Here is an 18,715-nt window from a genome sequence, read left to right on the forward strand (position 1 = left end):
ACAATTGCTGATCTAAATTACTGCAATATTATTTATTATCTGTAATTTCTTCCTCTTCTGTTTTAGAATCTGAATCTTTAATCTTCTCAAGTTTTTTTTTGTTTTCTAGAGCTAAGATATCTTTTTCGAAATTTCGTACTCCAAATATTTTTTCTAAATCCTCTTTAAAGATAACTTCTTTCTCCAATAACCTTTCAGCCAAAGTTGTTAATTTGTCTTTATTGTCGGTAAGAACTTTAATAGCTCTTTGATACTGCTCCTCTATAATTTTAGATATTTCAGCATCTATTTTTCGAGCCGTATCTTCACTATAAGGTTTTGAAAAACCATAAGAATCTTGTCCTGCAGAATCATAATAGGTAATGTTTCCTATTTCATCATTAAGACCATAGATAGTTACCATTGCTCTAGCTTGTTTAGTGACTTTTTCTAAATCACTTAAAGCACCTGTAGATATTTTATTGAAAATCACTTTCTCTGCAGCTCTACCGCCCATAGTAGCACACATCTCGTCTAACATTTGCTCAGGTCGAACAATTAAACGTTCTTCTGGTAGATACCAAGCAGCACCTAACGATTGCCCTCTAGGTACAATAGTTACTTTTACTAATGGAGCAGCATGTTCTAACATCCAACTAGTGGTTGCGTGACCAGCTTCATGATAAGCAATAGTCTCTTTTTCTCCTGGAGTAATTATTTTGTTTTTCTTTTCAAGACCACCGACTATTCTGTCAACGGCATCTAAGAAATCTTGCTTAGTAACAGCTTTCTTTTCTTTACGTGCTGCAATTAAAGCAGCTTCGTTACAAACGTTAGCAATATCTGCACCTGAGAAACCAGGAGTTTGTCTTGCCAAGAAATCTAAATCAAGTGTTTCTGCAGTTTTGATAGGTCTTAGGTGAACTTCAAAAATTTCTTTACGCTCACGAATGTCTGGTAAATCAACATAAATCTGTCTATCGAATCTACCTGCACGCATTAAAGCCTTGTCCAATACATCTGCACGGTTGGTTGCTGCCAATACAATAACATTTGTATTGGTGCCGAAACCATCCATTTCTGTCAATAATTGGTTAAGTGTATTTTCGCGTTCATCGTTAGAACCAGTGAAATTATTTTTACCTCTAGCTCTACCAATAGCATCAATTTCATCAATAAAGATGATAGCTGGAGATTTATCTTTTGCTTGTTTAAACAAATCTCTTACTCTAGATGCACCAACACCTACGAACATTTCTACGAAATCTGAACCTGAAAGTGAAAAGAAAGGAACTTTTGCTTCACCAGCAACGGCTTTAGCTAAAAGAGTTTTACCTGTTCCTGGAGGTCCTACTAATAATGCGCCTTTAGGAATTTTACCTCCTAGAGAGGTGTATTTATCTGGGTTTCTTAAGAAGTCAACAATTTCTTCAACTTCTTCTTTTGCCCCTTCTAAACCAGCAACATCTTTAAATGATGTTCTGGTATCGGTCTTCTCATCGAATAATTTAGCTTTAGATTTTCCGATGTTGAAAATTTGACCACCTGCGCCGCCGCCGCCGCCGCCGGACATTCTTCGCATTAAATATATCCAAATACCAATAATCAATACAAATGGCAATAAAGAAAGAAGGAAATCTAAAATGGCTGTTGATTCCTTACCAAATTCTATTATGGTGGGCAGATTGTTTTCCTTTTTTATTTCGGTTATCTCATTTTGAAAAATTTGAAGATCACCATAATCCAAGGTGTACTGAGGTACGTTATCAGATGTAGGAAGAAAAGACTTCTCATTAACGTCTTTATGCACTTCTTTAGACATAGCCTCGTCAGTCAAGAAAACTTTCGCCTGATTGGTGTTTGTGATGATCATTATTTTTTTGACATCACCATTTCTTAAATACTGTTGTAGTTCTGAAGTAGTAGTTTTATTAGTGCTTGCTAAATCATCACTATTAAATAATTGAAATCCTATAAGTAATACTGCTACTAATCCATAAATCCACCAAGAGCTAAACTTTGGTTTTTTCGGACTTGTTTTGTTTTCTTTTGCCATTTTAATTTTTTATTTATTAACGCTGCTTTCTATGGTTGTGAACTTCGCATCACCCCATAAGCCTTCTATGTCGTAGAATTCTCGAACTTGCTTTTGAAATACATGAACTACTACATTTACGTAGTCCATTAATACCCATTCTGCATTGTCCTCACCTTCTACGTGCCAAGGCTTGTCCTGAATCGCTTTGCTTACTGTTTTTTGGATTGAACCTACGATTGCATTTACATGCGTGTTAGAGGTACCGTTACAAACAATGAAGTAATCACATACGGTATTCTCAATTTCTCTTAAATCTAATAGATTTATATTGTGCCCTTTAACTTCGTCAACTCCCTGTATTATTAATGCAATTAACTCATCTACACTAGCTTTACTTTCCTGCATTCAAAAATTTTAGTTTTTACAAAGTTATTATTTTTTTGTTCTTTTATGTCTAGTTTTTAACAATAGATTAAAGATTCACGATAAGTACTGTAAATGCAAATAATCAAACTTGATGCCACGGAGTCTACTAATACCTATTTGAAGGAATTATCAGCAAAAAAAGAACTACAAGATTTCACGATAATAACCACTGAAAATCAGACTTTAGGTAGAGGTCAATTAAATTCTAAATGGGAATCTGAAAATGGTAAAAATCTAGCAATCAGTGTATTGAAAAAAGATATTGACGTATCTATAGACCGTTTGTATCTAATGAATGTTTGTGTTTCATTAAGTATTTTAGAAAGTTTAAATCAATTGAATATTCCGAATTTGAAGGTGAAATGGCCGAACGACATTCTGTCAGGTAATTTTAAAATAGGAGGTATTTTAATTGAAAATATTATTTCTGGTTCAAAAATAAAACGAAGTATAATTGGGTTTGGGTTAAATGTAAATCAAACTGAATTTAAAAATGCTCCAAATGCCTCTTCTTTAAAGACTATAATGGGGCATAATTTTAATCTTGATTCAGTATTTTACGCTATCATTGAAAATTTACATCAACAATTAAGTAGCCCCATTTTAACTTTTGAAAATGAATTGTACGAAAAATACCATTCTCAATTATTTAAAATAGGAGTGAAGAGCACTTTTATAATTAAAAAGGAAGAACTTATTGAAGGTGTTATAGAAGGAGTCTCTAAAAATGGAAAACTTAAAGTGCAAATCGAAAATGGAAGCCTTCAGGAATTTGGATTAAAAGAAATACAACTTCAGTATTAAATCTTCGCTAAATTAGTTGAAAGCGTATTTATAAAGTTTGTAATAGGCGTTTTAATCATCATTGCCATCATTGCATTAAATTCACCTGAGAAACTTAAGACTACTTCACTTTTTTCATTTTCTAACTCTATAATATCTGCAGTTAAAGTAAAAGGAAGTTTTTCGCTCGCAGCACCTAAAACAATTTTGTTAAATTGAGTTTGCTCTTTTTTCTCTAATACTATTTCTGGCATTCCCTTTAATGCGAACAAAAATCTGTTTTCACTTAAAACTTCGAACTTACTAATGTTTTCAGGCATTAATTGTCTGAAGTTAGATAATTCGTTTAAAAAGTTAAAAGTATCTTCTTTACTTTTTGATACTTGAGCTTTTGGTGTTTCTATAAACATAATTATTTATTTGACCAATGTGAAGGATCTTTCCTCCATTCCATTAATGTTTTTAACTGCTCTTCTTTCACATATCCCGTGTCAGATGCTTGCTCTATAAGATATTCGTAACTACTTAAAGTGTGTAGTTCGATGTTTTTTTCTTGAAAATTATTCAATGCTGTTTCAAAACCATAGGTAAAAATAGCCAACATGCCTTTTACATTAGCATCTATAGCCCTTAAAGCATCTACAGCGTTCAAGCTACTTTTTCCTGTGCTAATTAAGTCTTCGATGACCACTACACTCTGGTGTGCTTCTAAGTGGCCTTCAATCTGATTTTGCCTACCATGAGATTTTGCTTCCGGTCTCACATATACAAAGGGGAGATTTAATTTGTCTGCCACTAATGCACCGATACCAATGGCGCCTGTAGCAACGCCAACGATGCAATCTGGCTTGCCATATAATTGTTCAACTTGCTTGGCCATTTCATCACGAATATAGTTTCTGATGATAGGATAAGATAGTAAAATTCTATTGTCGCAATAAATTGGAGATTTCCATCCAGAAGCCCAAGTAAAAGGATTTTCCGGTTTCAATTTTATTGCATTAATTTGCAACAGAAGCTCTGCTGTTTTTTTAGCCGTGTTTTTGTCTAAAACCATGACGCAAATGTATAAAGTTTTTGTTAATGAATTGCCTTTGATTTTAACAAATAAGCTCTCCGAAACAGCAAATGGGGAGTATTTTCTACTAAATCAGGATTCTATACATGAGGCAATAAGGTCTTTGAAGAAAGGAAAGCTAGAATCAGCATACATCTACCACCCAAATCATGAGGAAATTTTAAAGAAGTTTACTAAAGAAATTCCATTAGTAGTTGCCGCTGGGGGAGTAGTTACTAACGATGAAGGTAAGGTACTATTTATTTATAGAAATGATAAATGGGACTTGCCAAAAGGTAAATTAGATAAAGGCGAATCAATCGAAGATTGCGCCATTAGAGAAGTCGAGGAAGAAACGGGTGTTAAAGGACTCAAAATTGAAAACTTTTTACGTACCACCTATCATATTTTTAAAAATAACGGAATAATTACGCTTAAACAAGTGCATTGGTATGCGATGAAGACCGATTACACAGGCAAACTAAAGCCTGAAAAAAAGGAGGGAATCGTAAAAGTGAAATGGAAAGGTCCAGTTAAAATTCAAAAGGCGCTTTTAAATTCATACGCGAATATTAAAATTTTGTTTGAAGGCGATTAGTTTAAGTTTACAATATCCTATAAATAGGATATTGTAAATGTGCTTTCTCATAGAGATTACTTTGTTTAAACAACCAATCTAACTGAAGATACCAGTTAGAGCTGAAATTCGCGTCTAGTTTCTTTTTGTTGAAGAACGTATTTTTTAGGACTGAATCATTTTCTAGCATTAAAAGTGCAGTATCTTCAAAAACATAAGGAGAAAAACCTTCTTTTTGCTGAAGAATAGTATCGAAGAAATTCCAATTAAAGAATGAATCTATAGCTGTGGGCTCTAAAGTTTCTAAAATATATCTAACTCCTGGTTGATTTGTTGGTACTACTATATCGCCAGAATGAAAATTTACATTGGTTTCAATTGAATTTATTGTACTGTTATAGTGTAAGTAGTGACCTTCGTAAGGTGTTGAAACCGTTTGATAATCAACTATTTTGTATGCTTCAACCTTTATGATCGTGTCGTTTTTGAGAGTTGAATACGTTATATGGTTTAAATCTAATCTCTTAAAAACATTCTGCCACTGTTTGCCAATAACATAAGCTTTTGGGATTTTTATCGAATCTGATGCTTTAAAATAATCTTGATATGCTACTTCATTTTCAATTGGTATATCACGATTGAACTTTAACCGTGGTAACCCAGTCACTTTACTTATAATGGTATCTGCTTTATATCCTTTAAATATAAATTTAGATACTCTCGTTGTGTCTAGTTGCCATGCGATTGGATAATAATCATCTACCTTGAATGAGTTTAACGAATTATCGCGCAAAGATCTGATGTCGCTTCCATCTTTTTCAGTAATTGAAATCATTTTACACATTAGTTCATAAGTTCCTTCTACACGTTTGTCGTATGGCTTTAACATATGAGTTTCTACCATCATACCCAAAGTATTCCATAATGTAGTATAACCACTAGAGTATCTTGGGTAGTCCATGAATTGTTGAAACCCTAATTCTGGTGGTTTGTTGAAGACATTTACATAGGGTGTAATTTCCCAGTCAGATTTTAAAAGTGAATCTTTTAGCTGTGGCATTAACCTGTCATGAACATATTCTCCTAATTTTCCACCTAGTTTATTATGTTGTGTAAATAAGTGGGTCAGTGTGTATTGATAATCTGCACCATTGCTTACATGATTATCAATAAAAACATCTGGATTAACAAGATGGTATATTTGAGCAAACGTTTCAGCGTTTTTCGTATCTGTTTTAATAAAATCCCTATTGAGGTCATAATTTTTGGCATTACCTCTAAATCCATATTCTTTAGGTCCGTTTTGATTTGCCCTTGAGGTGCTATTTCGATTTAAAGAGCCGCCAATATTATAGATAGGTATGGTAGCTATGATAGTTTGTGTTGGAGTTTTTATTTTTTTACTTGCTAAATCTCGAAACAATAACATCGTGGCATCAATTCCGTCACTCTCGCCAGGGTGTATGCCGTTGTTAATAAGCATTAAGGTATGGTTTTCGCTTAATTTTTTAAAATCAAAATCGCCCTGTGGACTAAAGGTTACTAAATGCAAAGGTTTACCACTATCAGTCGTGCCAATAGTTTGCAAGTTTATACTTGAAAATTCTTTAGATAGCTCAAGGTAGAATTCAACCACCTGTTCATAGGTAGCAGTTTCGGTCTTGTTCGAAATTTCGAAAGGAGTAGGGAAATCAGCTTTGGTATGGTCTGCTTTTTTCTCGCAAGAAATAAATAAAACCAATAGCAGTAATTGTTGTAGTATTCTCATTGCCGAGCAAGTATTTTAAGATGTAAGCCTTTATTAACTTAGCTAAAATAATCAATACTTTATTGCTTATACAATTTTAGTAATTTCAGCAATTTTATCCCAATCAATTGGCTTTTGATTGAATGTGATTAAATGGTGACTTTTATTTTTATAAAAATCCCATTGTTTTTTATCAAAAGGGTCAATTGAAGATGTAACTATGTTGATTCTAATTTTGTCAGAAATAGGAAGTTTTATAAAAACCTCCAAGAATTCCCAACCATCCATAATAGGCATGTTAATGTCTAAAAAGATAATTTGAGGAATTCGCTCTTTTTGTTCTAACCTTTTCTTTATTCCATCGTATGCTAATAATCCATTACCATACGATATTATTGATTCACAATCTACTGTGCGAGAAATTAATTTGCGTAAGCCAAAAACTGTTATTGCGTCATCGTCAATTATAGTGATATCACTAATCTTTGTCATTAAAGAATATTTTAAATTCTGTTCCTTCTCCTACTTTACTAGTTACTTCTACTTTACCGTTCATTGCATCAATTTGATTTTTAGTAATATAAAGCCCAATTCCCTTGGCATCTTTATGCTCATGAAAGGTTTTGTACATACCAAATAATTTTTTACCATACTTTTCAAGGTCTATGCCTAAGCCATTATCTGCAATCGTTAAGATAGAATAGTTGTTCTTTTTAACTGCACTTAAGGTTATAATTGGTTTTCTATTGGGATCCTTATATCTAACAGAATTTGTTATGAAATTAGTTAAAATGTTATCTAAATAAGAAGGTACAGACTTTACATTAAAATTTGTAGGAATATTATTTTTTATTGTTGCATTATTATTAAAAAGATATGAAATCAGATTTTGATTTACGCTTATCACTTTGTCGTGCAAGTTAATTTTTTGTTTTTCTATGTTGGTGTGAGTGTTAATAGAAATAACATCATTTAGATTGTCAAGTGTATCCAATAGATTATTAGAAGCTTCACTAAGCATTCCTATTATTCGAACCTTTTCCTCCTCATCGGGTTCGCTTTCTAAGAAGTTTAATAACATTGAAAAATTAGCTGAATGGGATCGTAAATTGTGAGAAACAATGTGAGCAAAATTCAGAAGTTTTTTATTCTGAATTGATGCTATATTAATGATATTTCTTAACTCAGACTCTTTCTCTTTTAGTTTAGAAATATCTAAGCTAATACCTACAAGGCCATAAGCAATTCCTTTATTATTAAGTAGGGGTATTTTTGAGCTAAGAAAGGACGTTTCTTTGCCATCTAATTTTATGTTTATAGTTTCTTTGCCAATAACAGGTTTTAATGTGCTCATTACCCTTAAGTCTTCTTCTCGCGACTTAATTGCTGATTCTTTAGGATACAATTCAAAATCACTTTTCCCTAAAATATCTTCAGGGTTATCAACTCCTAAAAACTCACATTCAGCTTTATTAACTAAAATTTTTCTAGATTCGGTATCCTTTATATAAACATTGACCGGCAAGTTATCGATTAATGTTCTCAATAATTTTTCATTATCCAAAGATTTGATGTCAGCCTCAACTTGGTTATGAATATCTTGAAATGTACCCACTAAGCCAACCAATTCACCTTTGTTATAAACGGGTTTACCACTGGCCATAACCCATTTTTCGTTACCATTAGCTGTTATAATCTGTAATTTTAAATTACTCCATGCCTTACCATTATCTTGAGCTTCGAAAAGAGCCATAGAGATGGCATTTCTGCTGTGACCTTCTTTATAATAGAATAGTGCGTTCTCAATGTTAGGTTTAAAATGCGGAGGAACCTCATGTATTGCCTTCGTTGTAGTGCACCAAGTAAGTTTATTGTCTTTTAAATCATATTCCCATCGACCAATTTTGGTTATTTCAGCTTGCTGCTGTAACTGCAGGTCTTTCTTCCTTAATTCTATTTCGTTATTGATAGAATCGGTTATATCATATAATTGAATAATAGCGCCAACAATATTCTCATCAGAATCATACCAAGGTGCATTTGACCACTCAAACCATAATTCTTCTTCATTAATATTCTTTGTTTTATGAATACCCATAGGCTGAGCATTTCCTTTAAAACAATTTTCTAATACCATTTTCCATTTAGGACTTAGGTGTGGGAAAAGTTTAAATAAGCTTTTAGATTTATAGTTCTCGCTATTATTGCTAAATATGCTCTTCCATTTATTGGATGTATGAACAATATTATAATCAGTATCAATAAAAGCCGTTGGTGTAGGCAATTGATTAATTATGTACGAGGTATTTAATGTTAGGGGGACTTTTATCATACCGATGTAATTTCTTACAATAATAAGAGTAAAGTGGAGGTTAGGAGTATAATTGTTGTGAATTAGTAAATTATCGTTGTATAAGTTAATTTAATCTGCTTATTCGTCAGGTTTTAATATTTTTTATTGAAATATATTTTGAAAGTTGGCTCGTAGTCTTCTGATACTCCATATATTTTATTAACTACTGTTGTTCAGTGTAATGTTTCACTCTCTACATCGTAATCCCAGCTTTTAATTTTTGTGACAGCGCTTTTTTGATTGAGTATTTGTTTGGTCTTACTGAGTTTTAATTCAAGCTCATGCGTTTTTGAAATTGATTCTACTTTTATTATCGCACTTATTATGTTACCACAACCATCTTTCCAAGGGTTAAGGTGTTAAATAGAATCGTTTGAAGAATAATTACAATTTTTTGAATTATACTTAAACTTAATATCCCTTAAACCATCTAAGCTATATTCTAAATGTGTCTTTAACTCTTCAGCTAGTTCAGGAAATAATTCAATAAAATTTTGACTTTCTATTTGGTCTAGGTTAATTGAAAACTTGCTTGCCATCTAGGTGAAGCACTTATAAGTTTAAAATTTGTATCAATTATAGCTATAGAAGAAGGGATTTGCACAATCCAATCTAATGAAAATGAAAGGCTTTATTTAATTCAAATACATAGAAAGAATTTTCTTATTAATTCATAGGAATATTCTAACTAATCATATGTAATTGTTGTGATTTTATCTAAAATTGTTGTTGAAAATCACTTATGTGTTGTGCAATTAAACTGAAAATCTATTTTCTTACAGAATCTGGTACTAAGCCTGTGTAGTCTCCATTATTGCGAATTACATCTCTTACAATAGAAGAGCTAATGTATGATTTGCCCGATGAAGTCAATAAAAATACGGTTTCTATCTCTGACAATTTTCTGTTCGTATGTGCAATTGCTTTCTCAAATTCAAAATCCGCAGGATTTCTTAGACCTCTCAAAATAAAATTGGCATCCTCTTTCTTACAAAAATCTACTGTTAAACCTTGGTATGTTTTCACTTTAATTGAAGCTTCGTCTTTAAAAGCCTCTTCAATAAATTGCATTCGTTTTTCTAAACTGAACATATATTTTTTGTCGGCATTTTTTCCTATAGCAATAATTATTTCGTCGAATAGAGTTATACCTCGCATGATAATATCATGATGGCCTAATGTTAAAGGGTCGAAAGAACCAGGGAAGATTGCGCGTCTCATAGAAAGGTTTTACTTTTTAAATATAACTATTTTAAGACAATGCCTCTTTAATGGCGTGTTCAAATAACATACCTAGTTCAATACCAGCTGCTTTAGCTTGTTGGGGTAATATGCTGGCGGTCGTTAAACCTGGTGTTGTATTCATTTCTAATAAGAAAGGATCGTCGCCAATGAATATGAATTCACTTCTCGAAAAACCTGTCATCTTAAGTACATCGTATATTTTTTTAGCTACTGCTGTGACTTTTTCTAGCTGAGTTTTATTAATTCTTGCTGGTGTAATTTCTTGTGACTTGCCTTCGTATTTAGCTTCGTAATCAAAGAAATCATTTTCAGTGACAATTTCTGTAATAGGAAAAACTGTTGTTTCGCCTTTCAGTTTTAGAACGCCCACAGAAACTTCTGTACCTTCAAGAAAACCTTCTATGATTATTTCATCATCCTCTTTGTAAGCTGTTTCTATGGCACTTTTTAATTCTTCTTTTTTATAGACTTTAGTGATACCATAACTACTACCAGATTTATTTGCTTTCACAAAACAAGGAAGTTTCACCTTATTAATAATATCGGTCTCATTAATTTCATCACCTAAATTCAAATAATAAGAAGGTGCCGATTTAATGCCATAGGGTTTAAGAACACTTAATAAATCTCTTTTGTTAAAAGTCAGTGCGGCTTGATAAAAGTTACAAGAGGTATGCTTAATGCCTAATAATTCAAAATAAGCTTGCATTAGTCCGTCCTCACCTGGCGAACCATGTATAGCGTTAAAAACGCAATCAAATTTTATTGAGCTTCCGTTCAAGGGTATTGAAAAATCATTGCGATCAATCATAGTCTCTTTATCAGAATCATCTACGTAAACCCATTTGTTTTTGAAAATATGAATTCTAAAAAGGTTGAATTTGTCTTTATTCAAATAATTATAGACCACGTTACCACTATTAAGCGATATTTTATATTCGCTAGAATAACCGCCCATTATAATTGCAATATTTTTTTTCATTTGTATGGTCTATAAAGAAAGTTAGAACAAAGATGAAGTATTGATATAAAATAAAAAAGAAAACTAAGTGCATTAATACAAACAATATTGATTTTGGTAATGAAGTAACTATAAACCGAAGCGGCTAAATGGTATGAGGGCATTTACTATATTTGTGGGGTCAAATAATAAGTATGAGGAATTTTTTCAATTTTTTAAAAAGTAAGACATTTTTAATTCAATTAGGTCTTGCGTTGTTGGTATTGGTAGTTACGGTTTTTCTTGTGTTGAGATATCTTAACAGCACTACAAATCATGGTGAATTTGTTGAAGTGCCAGATTTTTCTAAAAAGTCGGTTATGGATATGCGAAAATCGATTGAAGAAGCCGGACTTAGATATGAAGTGTTAGATTCTGCTAGTTATAATCCAGATTACCCGAGATTTTCTATAATAACTCAAGATCCAGTAGCAGGAGCTAAAGTAAAGACAAATAGAAAAATATATTTAACGGTTAATCCTTCAGGATATAAAAAGGTTACGGTGCCAAAAATAATACAAGTAACTAAACGTAATGCTTCTTCAATGTTGAAAGCAGTAGGTTTAGATGTGGAACGTGTAACCTACGTAGACGAATTAGGAAAAGACATGGTTTATCAATTAAAGTTTAAAGGAAAGTATATAAAACCTGGAGATAAACTACCTAAAACATCAAAGATAGAATTGATTTGTGGAAATGGCGCCATAACTGAACGTGCCATCATAAAAGCTGAATCAGAACAATAAATGGAGAATATAGAGCAACCGGAGAATGAAGATGGTGAACTTTTTGAACATTACCGCTTTGTAGCTTCTAAAGGACAAGTACCCTTAAGAGTAGATAAATTTTTAATGAATTTCATTGAAAATGCTACTAGAAATAAAATTCAGCAATCTGCAAAAGAAGGCCATGTTTGGGTAAATGATGAGATTGTAAAATCGAATTATAAGGTTAAGGCAGGTGATGAGGTAAAGGTGTTGTTTGAGCACCCGCCACATGAATTTTTATTGGTTCCTGAAGATATTCCATTAGATATTGTTTATGAAGACGATGTGTTATTGGTTGTCAATAAACCAGCAGGTATGGTAGTTCACCCAGGTCATGGTAATTATTCTGGAACTTTAATAAATGCACTTATTTTTCATTCAGATAATTTACCGGCAAATAGTAACGAAAGACCTGGTTTGGTTCACCGAATAGATAAGGACACGTCTGGGTTATTAGTAGTAGCAAAGACTGAGGCGGCTATGACCCATTTAGCAAAGCAGTTCTTTGATAAGACATCTGAACGTGAATACATCGCTTTAGTTTGGGGTAATATTGAGGAAGATGAAGGCACTGTAGTTGGTCATGTAGGCCGAAACCCTAAGAATCGATTGCAAATGCATGTTTTTCCAGAAGGTGAAGAAGGTAAAGAAGCAGTTACCCATTTTAAAGTACTTGAACGATTGGGGTATGTAACCTTAGTTTCTTGTAAATTAGAAACAGGTAGAACACATCAAATTCGTGTTCACATGAAATATATTGGTCACACATTATTTAATGATGAACGATATGGTGGGGATAAAATTTTAAAGGGAACAACATTTACAAAGTACAAGCAATTTGTAGATAATACTTTTAAATTATTACCAAGACAAGCATTGCATGCTAAGACTTTGGGCTTTATTCACCCTGTTACTGGTGAGCACATGAGTTTTGATTCTGTAGTGCCAGAAGATATGATAAATGCAATAGAGAAATGGCGTAACTATAGTAAGGGCAGTATAGAATAAGATTCTTCGATAACGCTATTTAAACTCTTTTTTATCTTTCGTAGGTCTTCCTACAATTCCTTTTTATTTTTGGGTCTATTTAAAAATTGCACTATGAAAATTGTTATTTCACCGGCTAAATCATTGAATTACGAAAGTGAACTTCCAACTACTAAATATACATCGCCCGAGTTTATTGATGATGCTGAGAAGCTGAACAAGCTTTTGGCTAAGAAAAAGCCAAAAGTGCTAGCTGAGCTAATGTCTATTTCAGATAATTTGGCGCAATTAAATTGGCAACGAAATCAAGATTTCGAAACTCCGTTTACTCCTGAAAATTCCAGACAGGCTATTTATGCTTTTAATGGTGATGTGTATCAAGGTTTAGATGCGTATACGTTATCGGAAGATAAAATAGAGCGTCTGCAAAAAATACTTCGAATTCTATCTGGTCAGTATGGTATCTTAAGACCGCTCGATTTAATGCAACCCTATCGATTAGAAATGGGAACGTCTTTAAAGGTCGGTAGAAAGAAAAATCTCTATGAATATTGGGGTAATAGACTTACCGAACATTTAAACAATGAAATGGAAGAGGGCGAGTTACTTGTTAATTTGGCAAGTAATGAATACTATAGTGCTTTGAAACCAAAGAATATACGTGCAGAAATTATTACGCCCATATTTAAAGACTGGAAGAATGATAAATTAAAAATTATTAGTTTTTTTGCTAAAAAGGCAAGAGGCTCTATGGTGCGATATATTTTAGATTCTAACGCGAATACCTTAGAAGATATTAAATGTTTCAATTTAGATGATTACGAATTCAGTCAAGAGCATACCATAAAGCAAAACGAACCTGTATTTATTAGATAAAATATTATCTACTGTTCTACGTTATTAGATATACTTAAATAGCGCATATGAAACGGATATTATTACTTTCAATTTTTTGCATAGGTTTATTCTTTTCTTGTACGGATAGGGATGATAATGTAAACATGGTAAATATTCGTATTCAGAACAGTACAAGTTTGTTTTTTACTGAAGTTCGGGTAACTCAAAATGACACGGTATATGAAAATATCGAAGCGGGTAAATTCTCTGAATATATAGAGTTTGAAAAGGCTTATCCATATACTTCACTTAACATACTAACTGATTCTACTAGTTTTAATTATTTTCCTACGGAAGTTTCTACTGATTCTTTACCAATAGGTTTCTATACCTACGAGATAACTTTGGATGAAGAAAATCAAGTAGGTCTAAACTTTAGAATTGACGAATAGGATTACTTTTTTTTGCTAACTTTTATTTTCTCCTCAATCGTTGGTCTTTTTTTGATTTTTCGAGGTCTTCTTGCACCATAAGAATTGTTTGATATTTTCCCTTTTTTTGACTTTTTGTCTCCTTTACCCATAACTCTTTTTCTTTGATTTCACTTAAAGTTAGTAATTTAGGAATGAATAGTCGGTATAAAGAACTTAAGAGAGTAAACCTATAATGCAAAAAGTATTTCTTCATAGTCATCCTTATGAACCTTTTATTGACCATAATACAGAGAAACTTATTGTAGGTACCTTACCGCCACCACGATTTACAACGGGTGATTTAAAAGAAGGTGATGTTAATTTTTGCTACGGTAGTAGAGATGGTCAATTATGGCCAATTCTAGATAGAATATTTAATTTGAACTTAAAGTTTGAAACTACCCAAGAAGCTATTGAACAACGAAAATCATTTTTAAAGCAAAGACATATTGGTGTTTGTGATATTGTGGCATCGGCTGAGCGAGAGAAAGTAGATGCGTCGGATATAGGAATGCAGAATATTGAGTTACGTAATGTACTAGATTATTTAGAAAAGTATCCTAAAGTGAAAACACTTCTTTTTACAGGAGGAAAATAGTAAAAACGGACCTGAATATTTTTTCAGAAAACATTTAAAAGAATATGATGTTTCATTGGTTAATATTTTAAACACTGTTCCCCGATTACATCAGTTTATTCACCCAATCACAAAGAATAATATAAAAACAGTTTCGTTAATAGCACCTTCTGGCGCTGCGAATAGGGCAATAGGTAGTCTTGAAAGCTATAAGAGAATGAAACGCGAAAATGCCGAATTCAATACCATAGATTTTAGGGTGCTGCAGTATAAAAATTTTTTCTAAGTATGGTGTGGCTAGAACTTTTTAAAACTAAAAAGAGTCTTGCTTTTAGAACAAGACTCTTTTACGAGAACACTATATGAAAATGAAAATTTTATTTGCTTGATTACACTGTAAATGTAAATAGCTTTGTTAGTATTTTAGAATATTTGTTGTCAATACATACTATTTTGTGGTATACTTCTAGTAAAATGATATTTCGATGAAATGATTCTCTAGATTCTCTTGGAATAGCGATATTTATATTCGAAATTTATCAAGTTTGCCATAATGGTATGGCCAAAAGTTTTTGAAATATGCAACAACAAGAAAGGTTGGCAGAATTTAAAAAGTCTGTCCAAAATAAATTTAATGTCTATAACAGTCTATTCCTTAATTTACCTTACAAGAATATAGAGAATGTAGGTATGTTGATACCGTTATTGCTGAACCAATCAGAAAAGGGTTTGAGTAATGGCCTTAATCCGAAAGAAATTCTAGAGAATTTTTTCGAGAATTTTGTGGAAATAGAATCAGAAAAAGAACAAATTGATTTTATGTTTCGCATTATACAATATGTAGAGCGCCAAGTGGTACTTTATGATAGTGTTGAAGATGCAGCATTCCCGAAATTACATAAGCATTCTAGTTCATTGTCATTGAGAGAATATTTTCAATTGGTTGAAAAGAATAATTCTTGGGATACTATTTGGGATAAACTAAGCACCTTTAGTGCTAGAATTGTACTTACGGCTCACCCTACACAATTCTATACTCCGGCTGTATTAGATATTATCACTAATCTTAGAACGTTGATTCTTGAAGATAAAATAGATGAGATAGATGTTGGGTTACAACAATTGGGACTTACCTCATTAATTAATGCTACGAAACCTACGCCTTTAGACGAAGCAAAAAACATCATTTATACATTACGAAATGTATATTACGATGCAATTGGTGATATGTATGCCTATATAAAAGCTAGTGTGGGGTCAAAACAATTTGAGAATCATGATATTGTAAAATTAGGATTTTGGCCAGGAGGTGACCGTGATGGAAATCCTTTTGTAACAGCAGATATTACAAGAGATGTAATGAACGAGCTTCGTTTAACATTAATGAAATGTTATTACAATGAGCTTAAGAGCCTTTTGCATAAACTTACTTTTAAAGATGTACAAGAGCCATTACAGAAACTACGGTCGAATTTGTATATAGCAATGTTCGATAGTTTAAAAGATATTGGATATGAAGATTTGATAATTCCCCTTGAGGAAATTAGACTAATCTTGATTGAAAAATATCAAGGTCTATATTTAAAAGATTTAGAGCGTTTTATTGATAAGGTGAAAATTTTTAAAGTTCATTTTGCTACAATAGATATTCGCCAAGATCATAGTATGCATACCAAGGTTATGGTAGAAGTTCTTAAAAAGAAAGAATTTATTAAGGAAGAACTTAGTGAACTATCTGAAGAGCGCCTAATTGATATTTTACTGCATGAAAATTTCCAATTAGAACCAAATGATTATGAAGAGGAAATTGTAAAGGATACTATTAAGAACATTCTTCAATTACAAACCATACAAGATAAGAATGGTGAGGAAGGTTGTAATAGATATATCATTAGTAATTCTGAAGACGTTTTCTCTATTTTGTTTGTATATGCTCTTTTTAGATGGTGTGGTTGGGCAGATAAAAAAATAACATTTGATATAGTGCCGTTATTTGAAACAATGAAAGGTATGGACAGCGCACAGAAAACTATGCGATATATGTTCAACTTACCAGAGTATAGAGCTCATGTGCAAAACAGAAACAATAAGCAAACTATAATGTTAGGCTTCTCTGATGGCACTAAAGATGGCGGTTATTTAAAAGCGAATTGGTCTATTTTAAAAACAAAAGAAGAACTTTCTGCGGTTTGCGATGAAAATGATATTGCAGCTATTTTCTTTGATGGTAGAGGAGGTCCACCGGCAAGAGGTGGTGGTAAAACACATCGTTTTTATGCAGCACAGACTAAAGAAGTTGCAAATAATGAAATTCAACTTACTATTCAGGGTCAAACTATTACAAGTACTTATGGTACAAAAGAGCAATTTATTTATAATAGTGAGCAATTATTAACGGCAGGACTATCTAATACCATTTTAGGGAAGGAAATTTCAATTTCTGAATCTGATAGAAAGTTAGTGGAAGAGCTATCTGAATTAAGCTTTAAGAAATATGATGAGTTAAAGCATCATGATAAGTTTATGCCTTATTTAGAGAATATGAGTACGTTGAAGTACTATACCAAGGCAAATATTGGTAGTAGACCAGGTAAGCGTGGTAATAAGGCTAAATTAGAGTTGTCTGATTTACGGGCTATTTCATTCGTAGGATCTTGGAGCCAGTTAAAGCAAAACGTACCAGGCTATTATGGAATTGGTACAGCATTAAAGTCTTTAGAAGATGATGGTAGGTTTGAGGAGGCGCAAAAACTTTATGAAGAAGTTCCTTTCTTTCAAGCCCTAATGATGAATAGTATGATGAGTCTTTCAAAATGCTATTTTGAATTGACTAGCTATATGAAAGAGAATGAGGAATATGGCGCATTTTGGGAAATTCTACATGCAGAGTATATACTTTCAAAAGCAATGTTATTGAAATTATCTGGAATGAAAATTTTGATGGAAAAAGAAGCGATTTCTAGAGAGTCTATTAAAATTAGAGAGAATATAGTTTTACCATTATTAGTAATACAACAATATGCACTTCAAAGAATTGGCGAAGGCACAGAATTTAAAGAATTGTATGAGAAAATTGTAACACGATCTCTATATGGCAATATTAATGCAAGTAGAAATTCTGCTTAATATTCTTATTCTAGTTTGAGAGGCTACCTGAACAGGAAATTAATAACGTTTACTTAAAATATTGAATATGAAAAGTTTTGTAATTGTTTTCCTGTTTTTGTGTTTTTCCTTTCAAATTTTTTCTCAAGATACTGATGATAAAATAACATGGCTAACCGGTACAGTTCTAAATTCACAACAAGAGCCAGTAAAGAAGGCAATAATCTATCTTGATTCTGTGAAGACAAAAACAACTACAGATAAAAAGGGAAGGTTTGAAATTGGGCTACGTTCTAATACTAAATATATTTCTGCATATTCACAGAATTATGGTATTGAAACTATACCATTTCAAGGAAATACTACGGTCTTATTAGTATTTTCTAAGATTCAGTCTAATTTCTCTGAAGAGAAATTGAAAGAATTGGGTTTTAATAACAATATAATCAGAACAGGTAAAAAGCCTAATGACTATAGTGAGTATTTGAATATTTATCAATTAATTGCGAATGAAGTGCCCGGTGCTACCGTTGTAGGGAGTACGATCCGTTTGCGTGGTAATGCAATAAACTCCGACTATGCAGGTCAAGACCCTTTAATTATAGTAGATGGGGCTGTTGTAGGATCTATAGAGTATATCTTCCCTAGAGATGTAGCCTCTGTTAGGGTCATTCGTGATCAAGATGCCTCAATTTATGGGGTTCGAGGTGCTAATGGGGTTATCGTTATTAAGATGAAGCATTAACTGACTTATTGTATTTTTC

General features: G+C 32.4%; 19 protein-coding genes and 1 pseudogene. 9 read left to right on the forward strand and 11 right to left on the reverse strand.

What is annotated here, in order from left to right:
• Positions 1-28: 28 nt before the first annotated feature.
• Together ftsH and rsfS are read right to left on the reverse strand one after the other, a co-directional pair.
• Complete coding sequence (gene ftsH, locus B5X55_RS18125; RefSeq protein WP_079514562.1) at positions 29-2,035, reverse strand: ATP-dependent zinc metalloprotease FtsH; 2,007 nt, start codon at positions 2,033-2,035, stop codon at positions 29-31.
• Positions 2,036-2,044: 9 nt separating this feature from the next.
• Positions 2,045-2,422, reverse strand: a complete 378-nt coding sequence (gene rsfS, locus B5X55_RS18130) for a ribosome silencing factor (protein WP_079514564.1) — start codon at positions 2,420-2,422, stop codon at positions 2,045-2,047.
• A 93-nt stretch (positions 2,423-2,515) separates the two neighbouring features.
• Between rsfS and B5X55_RS18135 the strand changes: the two genes are divergently transcribed.
• Complete coding sequence (locus tag B5X55_RS18135) at positions 2,516-3,247, forward strand: biotin--[acetyl-CoA-carboxylase] ligase (RefSeq protein ID WP_079514565.1); 732 nt, start codon at positions 2,516-2,518, stop codon at positions 3,245-3,247.
• Here the strand turns inward: B5X55_RS18135 and B5X55_RS18140 are convergent.
• Positions 3,244-3,636 (reverse strand): orotate phosphoribosyltransferase, encoded by a 393-nt coding sequence (locus tag B5X55_RS18140; protein WP_079514566.1) that lies wholly within the window; start codon positions 3,634-3,636, stop codon positions 3,244-3,246. The genes B5X55_RS18135 and B5X55_RS18140 overlap by 4 nt on opposite strands.
• A 2-nt stretch (positions 3,637-3,638) precedes the next feature.
• A complete protein-coding gene (pyrE, locus tag B5X55_RS18145) occupies positions 3,639-4,283 on the reverse strand; it encodes an orotate phosphoribosyltransferase (protein WP_079514568.1) in 645 nt (214 codons plus the stop codon).
• 7 nt (positions 4,284-4,290) lie between these two features.
• Here pyrE and B5X55_RS18150 point away from each other — a divergent pair, with 7 nt between their 5' ends.
• On the forward strand, positions 4,291-4,881 hold the full coding sequence (locus B5X55_RS18150) for an NUDIX hydrolase (protein ID WP_079514665.1): 591 nt from the start codon (positions 4,291-4,293) through the stop codon (positions 4,879-4,881).
• Positions 4,882-4,888: 7 nt separating this feature from the next.
• On the opposite strand, the gene B5X55_RS18155 is transcribed toward B5X55_RS18150, so the two are convergent.
• The 6 genes from B5X55_RS18155 to B5X55_RS18180 form a co-directional block, all read right to left on the reverse strand.
• Positions 4,889-6,628 (reverse strand): M14 family metallopeptidase, encoded by a 1,740-nt coding sequence (locus tag B5X55_RS18155; protein WP_079514570.1) that lies wholly within the window; start codon positions 6,626-6,628, stop codon positions 4,889-4,891.
• 66 nt (positions 6,629-6,694) lie between these two features.
• Positions 6,695-7,099 carry a response regulator gene (locus B5X55_RS18160; protein ID WP_079514572.1) on the reverse strand — a complete coding sequence of 135 codons (405 nt, stop codon included), beginning with the start codon at positions 7,097-7,099 and terminating at the stop codon, positions 6,695-6,697.
• Entirely contained in the window at positions 7,086-8,939 is a 1,854-nt protein-coding gene (locus tag B5X55_RS18165) for a PAS domain-containing sensor histidine kinase (RefSeq protein ID WP_079514574.1), read from the reverse strand. Before B5X55_RS18165 ends, B5X55_RS18160 begins: the two co-directional genes overlap by 14 nt.
• Before the next feature lie 380 nt (positions 8,940-9,319).
• Positions 9,320-9,499: a hypothetical protein gene (locus tag B5X55_RS19100; protein WP_079514576.1), complete on the reverse strand. Its 180-nt coding sequence runs from the start codon at positions 9,497-9,499 to the stop codon at positions 9,320-9,322.
• 229 nt (positions 9,500-9,728) lie between these two features.
• Entirely contained in the window at positions 9,729-10,181 is a 453-nt protein-coding gene (coaD, locus tag B5X55_RS18175) for a pantetheine-phosphate adenylyltransferase (RefSeq protein ID WP_079514578.1), read from the reverse strand.
• Between the two features lie 31 nt (positions 10,182-10,212).
• Positions 10,213-11,187, reverse strand: a complete 975-nt coding sequence (locus B5X55_RS18180) for a D-alanine--D-alanine ligase (protein ID WP_079514580.1) — start codon at positions 11,185-11,187, stop codon at positions 10,213-10,215.
• 173 nt (positions 11,188-11,360) lie between these two features.
• Here B5X55_RS18180 and B5X55_RS18185 point away from each other — a divergent pair, with 173 nt between their 5' ends.
• From B5X55_RS18185 to B5X55_RS18200, 4 genes are all read left to right on the forward strand, one after another.
• Positions 11,361-11,951, forward strand: coding sequence for a PASTA domain-containing protein (locus tag B5X55_RS18185; protein ID WP_079514582.1), 591 nt, complete (start codon positions 11,361-11,363; stop codon positions 11,949-11,951).
• Positions 11,952-12,980, forward strand: a complete 1,029-nt coding sequence (locus B5X55_RS18190) for an RluA family pseudouridine synthase (protein WP_079514584.1) — start codon at positions 11,952-11,954, stop codon at positions 12,978-12,980.
• Between the two features lie 93 nt (positions 12,981-13,073).
• Positions 13,074-13,835, forward strand: coding sequence for a peroxide stress protein YaaA (yaaA, locus tag B5X55_RS18195; protein WP_079514586.1), 762 nt, complete (start codon positions 13,074-13,076; stop codon positions 13,833-13,835).
• Positions 13,836-13,882: 47 nt separating this feature from the next.
• Positions 13,883-14,248, forward strand: coding sequence for a hypothetical protein (locus B5X55_RS18200; RefSeq protein ID WP_143814541.1), 366 nt, complete (start codon positions 13,883-13,885; stop codon positions 14,246-14,248).
• Between the two features lie 2 nt (positions 14,249-14,250).
• Here the strand turns inward: B5X55_RS18200 and B5X55_RS18205 are convergent, their stop codons facing one another.
• On the reverse strand, positions 14,251-14,379 hold the full coding sequence (locus B5X55_RS18205) for a 30S ribosomal protein THX (protein ID WP_079514591.1): 129 nt from the start codon (positions 14,377-14,379) through the stop codon (positions 14,251-14,253).
• An 83-nt stretch (positions 14,380-14,462) separates the two neighbouring features.
• Here B5X55_RS18205 and B5X55_RS18210 point away from each other — a divergent pair.
• The 3 genes and pseudogenes from B5X55_RS18210 (at position 14,463) to B5X55_RS18220 (ending at position 18,696) form a co-directional block, all read left to right on the forward strand.
• Positions 14,463-15,132: pseudogene (locus B5X55_RS18210) on the forward strand (uracil-DNA glycosylase family protein).
• Positions 15,133-15,425: 293 nt separating this feature from the next.
• Entirely contained in the window at positions 15,426-17,972 is a 2,547-nt protein-coding gene (locus B5X55_RS18215; RefSeq protein ID WP_079514593.1) for a phosphoenolpyruvate carboxylase, read from the forward strand.
• A gap of 67 nt (positions 17,973-18,039) precedes the next feature.
• Positions 18,040-18,696: a TonB-dependent receptor plug domain-containing protein gene (locus B5X55_RS18220; RefSeq protein ID WP_079514595.1), complete on the forward strand. Its 657-nt coding sequence runs from the start codon at positions 18,040-18,042 to the stop codon at positions 18,694-18,696.
• Positions 18,697-18,715 lie beyond the last annotated feature (19 nt).

This window comes from Maribacter arcticus, assembly GCF_900167935.1.
Classification (GTDB): Bacteria; Bacteroidota; Bacteroidia; order Flavobacteriales; family Flavobacteriaceae; genus Maribacter; species Maribacter arcticus.